This is a genomic window from Novispirillum itersonii subsp. itersonii ATCC 12639, assembly GCF_000381985.1.
GTDB classification, from domain to species: Bacteria; Pseudomonadota; Alphaproteobacteria; order Rhodospirillales; family Rhodospirillaceae; genus Novispirillum; species Novispirillum itersonii.
Window position 1 is genome coordinate 1 of record NZ_KB907368.1, and the last position, 6,697, is coordinate 6,697.

At 59.3% G+C, this 6,697-nt stretch carries 9 protein-coding genes; 8 read left to right on the plus strand and 1 reads right to left on the minus strand.

The window, feature by feature from the left end; genetic code table 11:
• From G365_RS0119550 to G365_RS0119560, 3 genes are all read left to right on the plus strand, one after another.
• Positions 1-527 (plus strand): tyrosine-type recombinase/integrase (locus tag G365_RS0119550; protein ID WP_019647221.1); only part of this gene is annotated, 527 nt, incomplete at its 5' end.
• A gap of 848 nt (positions 528-1,375) precedes the next feature.
• Positions 1,376-1,675 (plus strand): hypothetical protein, encoded by a 300-nt coding sequence (locus G365_RS0119555; RefSeq protein ID WP_026345523.1) that lies wholly within the window; start codon positions 1,376-1,378, stop codon positions 1,673-1,675.
• The gene (locus G365_RS0119560; RefSeq protein WP_019647223.1) at positions 1,668-2,333 is read left to right on the plus strand and encodes an MT-A70 family methyltransferase; all 666 of its coding nucleotides are present in this window, start codon (positions 1,668-1,670) and stop codon (positions 2,331-2,333) included. The genes G365_RS0119555 and G365_RS0119560 overlap by 8 nt, the downstream gene beginning before the upstream one ends.
• A gap of 1 nt (position 2,334) precedes the next feature.
• On the opposite strand, the gene G365_RS0119565 is transcribed toward G365_RS0119560, so the two are convergent.
• Positions 2,335-2,964 carry a BglII/BstYI family type II restriction endonuclease gene (locus tag G365_RS0119565; protein WP_019647224.1) on the minus strand — a complete coding sequence of 210 codons (630 nt, stop codon included), beginning with the start codon at positions 2,962-2,964 and terminating at the stop codon, positions 2,335-2,337.
• A 413-nt stretch (positions 2,965-3,377) separates the two neighbouring features.
• Here G365_RS0119565 and G365_RS0119570 point away from each other — a divergent pair, with 413 nt between their 5' ends.
• From G365_RS0119570 to G365_RS0119590, 5 genes are all read left to right on the plus strand, one after another.
• Positions 3,378-3,575, plus strand: a complete 198-nt coding sequence (locus G365_RS0119570) for a helix-turn-helix transcriptional regulator (RefSeq protein WP_019647225.1) — start codon at positions 3,378-3,380, stop codon at positions 3,573-3,575.
• A 160-nt stretch (positions 3,576-3,735) separates the two neighbouring features.
• Complete coding sequence (locus tag G365_RS0119575) at positions 3,736-5,004, plus strand: DUF5906 domain-containing protein (RefSeq protein WP_019647226.1); 1,269 nt, start codon at positions 3,736-3,738, stop codon at positions 5,002-5,004.
• A 552-nt stretch (positions 5,005-5,556) separates the two neighbouring features.
• Entirely contained in the window at positions 5,557-5,883 is a 327-nt protein-coding gene (locus tag G365_RS0119580) for a hypothetical protein (protein WP_019647227.1), read from the plus strand.
• The gene (locus G365_RS0119585) at positions 5,865-6,203 is read left to right on the plus strand and encodes a hypothetical protein (RefSeq protein ID WP_019647228.1); all 339 of its coding nucleotides are present in this window, start codon (positions 5,865-5,867) and stop codon (positions 6,201-6,203) included. The genes G365_RS0119580 and G365_RS0119585 overlap by 19 nt, the downstream gene beginning before the upstream one ends.
• 93 nt (positions 6,204-6,296) lie before the next feature.
• A partial coding sequence (locus G365_RS0119590; RefSeq protein WP_019647229.1) for an Arm DNA-binding domain-containing protein occupies positions 6,297-6,697 on the plus strand: 401 nt, incomplete at its 3' end.

The window sequence follows — 6,697 nt, forward strand, 5'->3', positions numbered from 1 at the left end:
TGTTTCTGGCCCTTGATGCCGAACCCAGCCGGACCGCCGCAACCTGCATCGCCCTTCTCGCCCTGACCGGAGCCCGACGCAGCGAGGCCCTGAACATGCGCTGGGAGGATGTCGATATCCCCCGCCGTCTGTGGCAGGTGCCGAGGGCCAAATCAGGACGGCGGCGGCACATTCCGCTGTCCGATGCGGCGGTGGCCGTTCTGCTGTCTCTGCCCCATCCGCCGGGCTGTCCGTGGGTTTTCCCCGGCGCAGACCCGGCCCGTCCTCTCGAAGGGGTGAGGAAATGCTGGGACCGGGTCAAGGCCCGGGCCGGACTGGCACGGGATCTTCGGCTTCATGATCTGCGGCACAGCTTTGCCAGTACCTTGGTCAATCACGGCAGGCCGATCTACGAGGTGGCAGAAATCCTTGGACACAGCCAGATCAGCACCACCCGGCGCTATAGCCACTTCCAGAACGACCGCCTCGTCGATGCCGCCAACATCGCCGGACGGCTGGCCGCCCCGTTTCTGACGGCGGCGGAATAGGGGGAACGGCCCGGAAGGGCCGCTCCCCGCCCTTCCCTTTTTTCCCCCGGACCGCCGTTTCGGGGACACGCGGGGGACCAAACGCAAAAGGCCCGGTCGCTGTGACCGGGCCTTAGGCCGAAGGCTTTGGTAGACCTTCAAAATATGGTGGGTGCACAAGGATTCGAACCTTGGACCCGCTGATTAAGAGTTCGCGGAGCATCCGGAACCGATGACCGACAGAAGCCCGCGTTGGCCCGCCTGTTCCTACGATTGCCTTGCGGGAAATCAGCTTTTCGGGCCGGAAGGGCCGCAGATACCGGCATGTCCCCGCGAAGGACAACGAGGACCAAGAGGGGACTGACATCATAGACAATAAATCAGCCAAAACAGGCATAACCAATACATCATTAAAAAAGCTTCCAAATGCGAATATGCTCTAGATGCATCTGATATCCTTAGAATCCCAGCATTATGTAGCAGACATACTAGGCCCTCCCTAGCGTAGCCCCTCCGCAGAGCGGTAATCTACGCGCATTAACTACATTTGAAGACGCCCCCCTTTGGCGAAAGTCATGTTCGGTCCACTTTGCGGCAAATGAGCTGTCAAGTAACGGACAAGATCATTGCCGCCGAGCCCAAGACCAAGACCACTGAATTGTGCGTGAATTTAGTCCAATCTGGACGCCAAGTTGAATCTATTCGCGGTGGAAGATGCCAATCCGGAGGCCTTTTCCTCCTTGCCTGCCGCCTCATGCTCCAACTTTTAAGGCCATAGACAAATAAATGAATTTGCCAAACACACTTTTTCATGTGTATATAACATAAACTGCGGTAACAGGAAGGTGCAATGCCTGATGATCCAAGGCATGACATACGACGAATTTAAACGGCAATTAGGGAAGGCGGGAGTAACCGCACGTGAATTTGCGGAGTTAATCAAGCTCAACCCTAATTCAATCACCAACTACGCTCGACAAGGTGCGGTTCCGTCACATCTGGCGGTTATCGTAGCCTTGATGGGAGAGATGGCCGAACACGGAATAGACTTCCGATCAGTTCTAGACCGCATTGAGATCACACCGAACAAGCCACGCGGCGCAGCCGCAAAAGGGCGGTTTGGCGGGGCTAAGGCCCAAGAGTATATAAGGGACACGGAACATGCATGATGCGGACATGAATCAAGCCGCGCAGGATTTGCTCAAATTCGCAGGCAACAAGCGGTATTCTACGATTCTAGCTGATCCGCCATGGCGCTTTGAAAACCGCACTGGGAAGATGGCCCCCGAACATCGTCGGTTGGCGCGCTATGGAACCATGAGCATTGAAGAGATTTGCTCCCTGCCCGTCTCGGATATCGCCGACACAACTTCGCACCTGTATATGTGGGTGCCCAATGCATTGCTACCTGAGGGCTTGCAGGTATTGAAAGCGTGGGGCTTCACCTATAAAACCAATATCGTCTGGCACAAGCTGCGCAAGGATGGGGGGTCGGATGGGCGAGGCGTTGGATTCTATTTCCGCAATGTCACCGAACTGATCCTGTTTGGAGTACGAGGCAAGAATGCTCGAACCTTGGCTCCGGCCCGCTCCCAAGTGAATTACATCGGCACCCGAAAGCGCGAACACTCGCGCAAGCCAGATGAGCAATACGAATTGATCCAAGAATGCAGCCCCGGCCCATACTTGGAAATGTTTGCACGTGGCGTGCGAGCGGGGTGGGACGTGTGGGGCAATCAGGCCGATGAAACTTACGAGCCGACGTGGGACACCTATGCCCATAACTCTGCCATTCAGCGCCGCACCAAGGAGCTTGTTGCGGGATAGGCTAGGCTTGAACATCTTCCTCTAATTGGGCTGGATGCCCGCTATCATCCACATAAAGGGCTTTGCTGATAGCGAAGGCCAAGATCGGGCATCCACCACCCCCACCGCCGTCTAAACGGGGAAGAAGCTTTTCGTGGTGGGTAGTAGAGGAACCGTAAGAGCTTCCCTTACCCAACTCATCGAAAATGGATTGAAGCTCGGTGCTACGGGTGATTATTACACCAACGTCGATAGCCCGCAGATCATAGAGTAGGCGAAAGTTATTTAGATCACGGTCAAAGAACGGGTCTTTGTTGTTCCACTCTACCTCTAACGCCACCTTTCCCTTGAAGCAGTCCACAGAATGGGTTGGCGTATGAAGCTGTTCGCCATCAATGATGATGGATGTATCGAACCTCTTTTCTACCCACCCCAAGTCATAAAATCCACCATCAAGACGGCCTGCAATCGGGGATTTTCTCCCACCAGGCCGTTCTATCTCGGAGCGATAAAGGCGGAACTGCCTCAAAACATTAATGATTTCCTGCCATTCCGCCGGGCAGGCCGTGGTTAGAACCCCGGCCGCATTTCGCCATTCGAATACGTGGTAGAGGTCATGCAAGTCGTCAGGAACGTAATGGAGGGTAGTCATTGGAAAACTTCGCGCCTTAGGAGTGGTGACGCAATAATGCCCGTTCACGCCGATTAGATCCACTGCATTTCTGAGAGCTTATCTATCTAAATTTGCCTACTACATAATGCCTCAAAATACCGCACCTAAGCGATCCGCCCTTCTGAAACAGCAATTTTCGCAAATGTCAATGGCACAACCAAACGATTGATTAAAGTCGGAACCATATTTCAGAATATTCGTATTCCTATGACCTGCTTGGGGTTTGGTGGACACCATACTCAGCTTACGACGCCAGCATTGGCATACTGACCTGACCGAAAGAACACCCCCCTTTTTTTCCCGCCAAAGCAGACCCTCTCCGACAGAACAGGACATTGGCCCCCGGTCGCGCCCTCGACCGGGGTTTTGCCTTTGATTACCGGAGAACGTCCATGTCCCTGCCCAATGCTGATGATCTGCTGACCCCGGAACAGGCAGCCGCCCTGCTGTCCGTCTCCCCCGCCACGCTGGAACGCTGGCGCGCCCGCCGTCCCCTTCACGGCCCGGCCTTCATCAAAATGTCCCCCCGCGTCGTCCGGTACCGCCGCAGCGACGTGACCGCCTTCATCGAAGAGTCCCTTCAATCCTGATCCAGCCCCCCTGTCGCCCTGATCCGGCGACAGGGGATTCCCTGACGTGATTTCAGGCACTTAGCCGCCTATGCGGGCCTTCTGAACAGATCCTTAGGCTTCGCTGCCGACAGCCGCCCACGGTGGGCGTCTGCGGACGGAGCCCGGAAGGACTTTCTCCATGGGCATTACCCCTCCCCCTGACATCGCCGCCGCACTCGCCGAACGGTATGTCTTCGTCGCTCAGACCCGCAGCTTCTGGGACCGGATCAGTCAGGAGAACCGCGATGACCGCACCGTCCGCGCCATGCACTCCCACGAAACCGAAACCGACGTTGTCCGCTTCCTTCTTGCCGACGCCACCCGAAAGGTCGATCGGCTGGGGTACTTCCCCCGGCAGGGGCGCAGGGTCGAAGAACGCGGCATCAGCTACGAAAACCTCTGGCAACCTTCTCCCATTCCTCCGACCCCCGGCGACCCCGCGCCCTTTCTGGATCATATCCACTACCTCTTCGATGATGATCCCGTCGCAATCCGTTATGCCCTCGACTGGATGGCACACCTGCTTCAGTATCCCGACATCAAGCAGTCCACCGGCCTTGTCCTGTCCGGGCAGCAGGGAACCGGAAAGAGCCTTCTCGCCGAACTCCTGACCCGGCTGATCGGCGACGGCAATGCCAACATCATCTCCGGGGCCAGCTTCCATTCCCCCTTCAATGACTGGCTGGCCCATAAAAGCCTGATCGTGGTCGAAGAGGCGGCCTGCACCAAAGACGCCATCACCAAAGGCGTGATCAAAACCCTGCTGACCAGCCGGACGGTTCAGATCAACAGGAAGTTCGTTCCAGCCTACGAAACCCCGAACCTGGCCCACTTCTTCATCCTCAGTAATGAGGTGGTTCCGATCCAGATTGATCCGGATGACCGCCGCTTTTTCGTCTGGCGGACGCAGGCCCCGCCCCGGCCCCCGGAAGCCTATGCCGACCTCGTCAGCTGGCTGAACTGGGGAGGGGACGGCATCGTTCTGGATTTCCTCCTGACGCGCGATCTGGCCGGATATTCGCCGCATGCCCGCCCACCCGCGACGAACAGCCGGACCGATCTGCTGACCGCCAGCCTGAGCCCGGTCGAGCAGTTTCTCCGGGATGCCTTCGACAGCGGCGAGCCACCGCTGGACCGCGACGTGACAACCGTCCGCCACATTCAGGAGTACCTGATCCGGCAGACACGCTATCAGCCCAGCCCGAAAGAAATCGGGCGGATCCTGAGGGCCTTGGGCGCAACCGAGCTGGGGCAAAAGCGGATCGGAGGGCAAAAGCCGCATCTGTGGGCACTCCGCGATCACGACCGCTGGAAGGCGGCATCGGAACGGGACATCGGGCTTCATATGCCCGATGCCCCCATCCCGACCCCGATGCCGACCCGCCGGAGCGCGCGGAAAGCCCACTGACCGTCCCCCCCCCTTGAGCGGTCCCCGGCGCTTCGGTACCGGGGGCTTTTCTGCTGCCGAGGCGATCCGGGGAGGCAAGAAACCCTATGACCGGCAAGCCTTCCCGGCTTCGCCTCGGATGCCTTAGCAGAAAAGCAAAACCTCCCTTCCGGGGGCATTCTCACCTCTTCTTTCTTTTCTGAAATTCTGACGAGGCATCCGAGGCGGACACAACACCCTCAGAAATCACTGGAAAAAACCTGCCTCGTCAGCGCCCTGCCCTGCCAAGGCGACAGGAGGCACGCTCCGAAACCGGAAGCGCCAAAGACGGCGGAACCGTTTCAGCCATCAAACCCATTTCATTCCGTTGGCCCGGCCTTTTGCCGCTGCCGAAACGCACAACGGAGACCCCCGATGCCCGTATGGATTCCGATCGTTGTTCTGGTTGCCACCGAAGTCGCCAAGGCGCTGCTGGACCAGAAGAAGCCCTGAAGCCCTGCCCCCATCTCACCGCCGCCAGAAGGCCACAGACCGCCCGGTCTGTGGCCTTTCTGCTGCCCGAAAGAAACTGTCATGCCCCTTTCCGATCTCCCGCCCCTTGCGGTCCTGATCGACCGCTTCTCTGATCCCGACGATCCCCGGATCATCACCACCGTGCCCTTCCCCTCTGCCCGACAGGCCGGAGCCGATCCCGGCGGCATCCTGTCCTATCTCGCCCGCTTCGGCAGACGCCCGGCCTGCCTCGATGATCTTCTGGCCTGCGTCAATGCCCTGCCCGACGAGGAGGAGCTCCACGCGTGGCCGGTTCAGGAAGGCATCGCCGTCTCCATTGCCAGCGAGGACGCATGGTTCCTCTTCACCCCCCGACCGGAGACCCGCCCATGTCCGGTTTCTTCCTGACCGATCTACCGCCCCTGTGGTCCACCGATGCCCGCGAGACCGACCAACTGGTTCTGCCCTTCCGCCTGTCCTGCCGCTGGCATCAGCTGACGTGGTTTCCGGTCGAGCGCACCGACGATGTTTTCTATGGCCTCACCCTGCGGACCATCCCCGAATGGCGGCATTTCCATCTGCGGGAGCTGACCGCCCGCTACGGCGGCCATGCGGTCCTGACCGATCCGGACCACATCCCGGCACCGGCATCAGAGATTGCCGGTCTGGTCCACCACGCTCTGCTGGACCTCTCCCGCTTCCATCCGTCAGATCCGCCCCTGCCCTGACGGCCCTGCCTCACCCGCAAAAGACCGCAAACAGCCCATTGTTGCCCCCGGTGCCCGCCGGGGGTCCTCTTGTCCTCGGGGAGTCCCCTTATCATGAAAGCCCGCATCACTGCCGCGCTGGCAAAAGCCCCTCCCGCCGTTCCCGACGGAAGCCGGAAGCTGCGGATCAGCGATACCGAGATCGCCGGTTTCACCATGGAAGTCTGGCCCACCGGCGGCATCGTCTACTGGTTCCGGTATACCGCTGCCGACCGGCGCAGCCGCGAAATCAAGATCGGCAAGGCGCGGGATATCAGCACCGATCAGGCCCGCAGGAAAGCAAAGGAGCTGCGGGCTCAGGTGTCCCTGAGCGGCGATCCGGCGGCCCAGCGCGACCGCCTCCGCGCCATCCCCAGCTTTGCTGATTTCGTCACCGGCCAGTATCTGCCCTATGCCCGCGAACGGTTACGGTCCTACCGTGACCATGAGTCCTTCTGCCGTCTCCGCCTGCTTCC

What these genes read in the sequence shown, in the direction of transcription:
- G365_RS0119555 (WP_026345523.1), top strand. Translation starts at nt 1,376, where the DNA reads ATGACATACGACGAATTTAAACGGCAATTAGGGAAGGCGGGAGTAACC.
- G365_RS0119580 (WP_019647227.1), top strand. Translation starts at nt 5,557, where the DNA reads ATGCCCCTTTCCGATCTCCCGCCCCTTGCGGTCCTGATCGACCGCTTC.
- G365_RS0119565 (WP_019647224.1), bottom strand. Translation starts at nt 2,964, where the DNA reads ATGACTACCCTCCATTACGTTCCTGACGACTTGCATGACCTCTACCAC.
- G365_RS0119570 (WP_019647225.1), top strand. Translation starts at nt 3,378, where the DNA reads ATGTCCCTGCCCAATGCTGATGATCTGCTGACCCCGGAACAGGCAGCC.
- G365_RS0119560 (WP_019647223.1), top strand. Translation starts at nt 1,668, where the DNA reads ATGCATGATGCGGACATGAATCAAGCCGCGCAGGATTTGCTCAAATTC.
- G365_RS0119575 (WP_019647226.1), top strand. Translation starts at nt 3,736, where the DNA reads ATGGGCATTACCCCTCCCCCTGACATCGCCGCCGCACTCGCCGAACGG.
- G365_RS0119585 (WP_019647228.1), top strand. Translation starts at nt 5,865, where the DNA reads ATGTCCGGTTTCTTCCTGACCGATCTACCGCCCCTGTGGTCCACCGAT.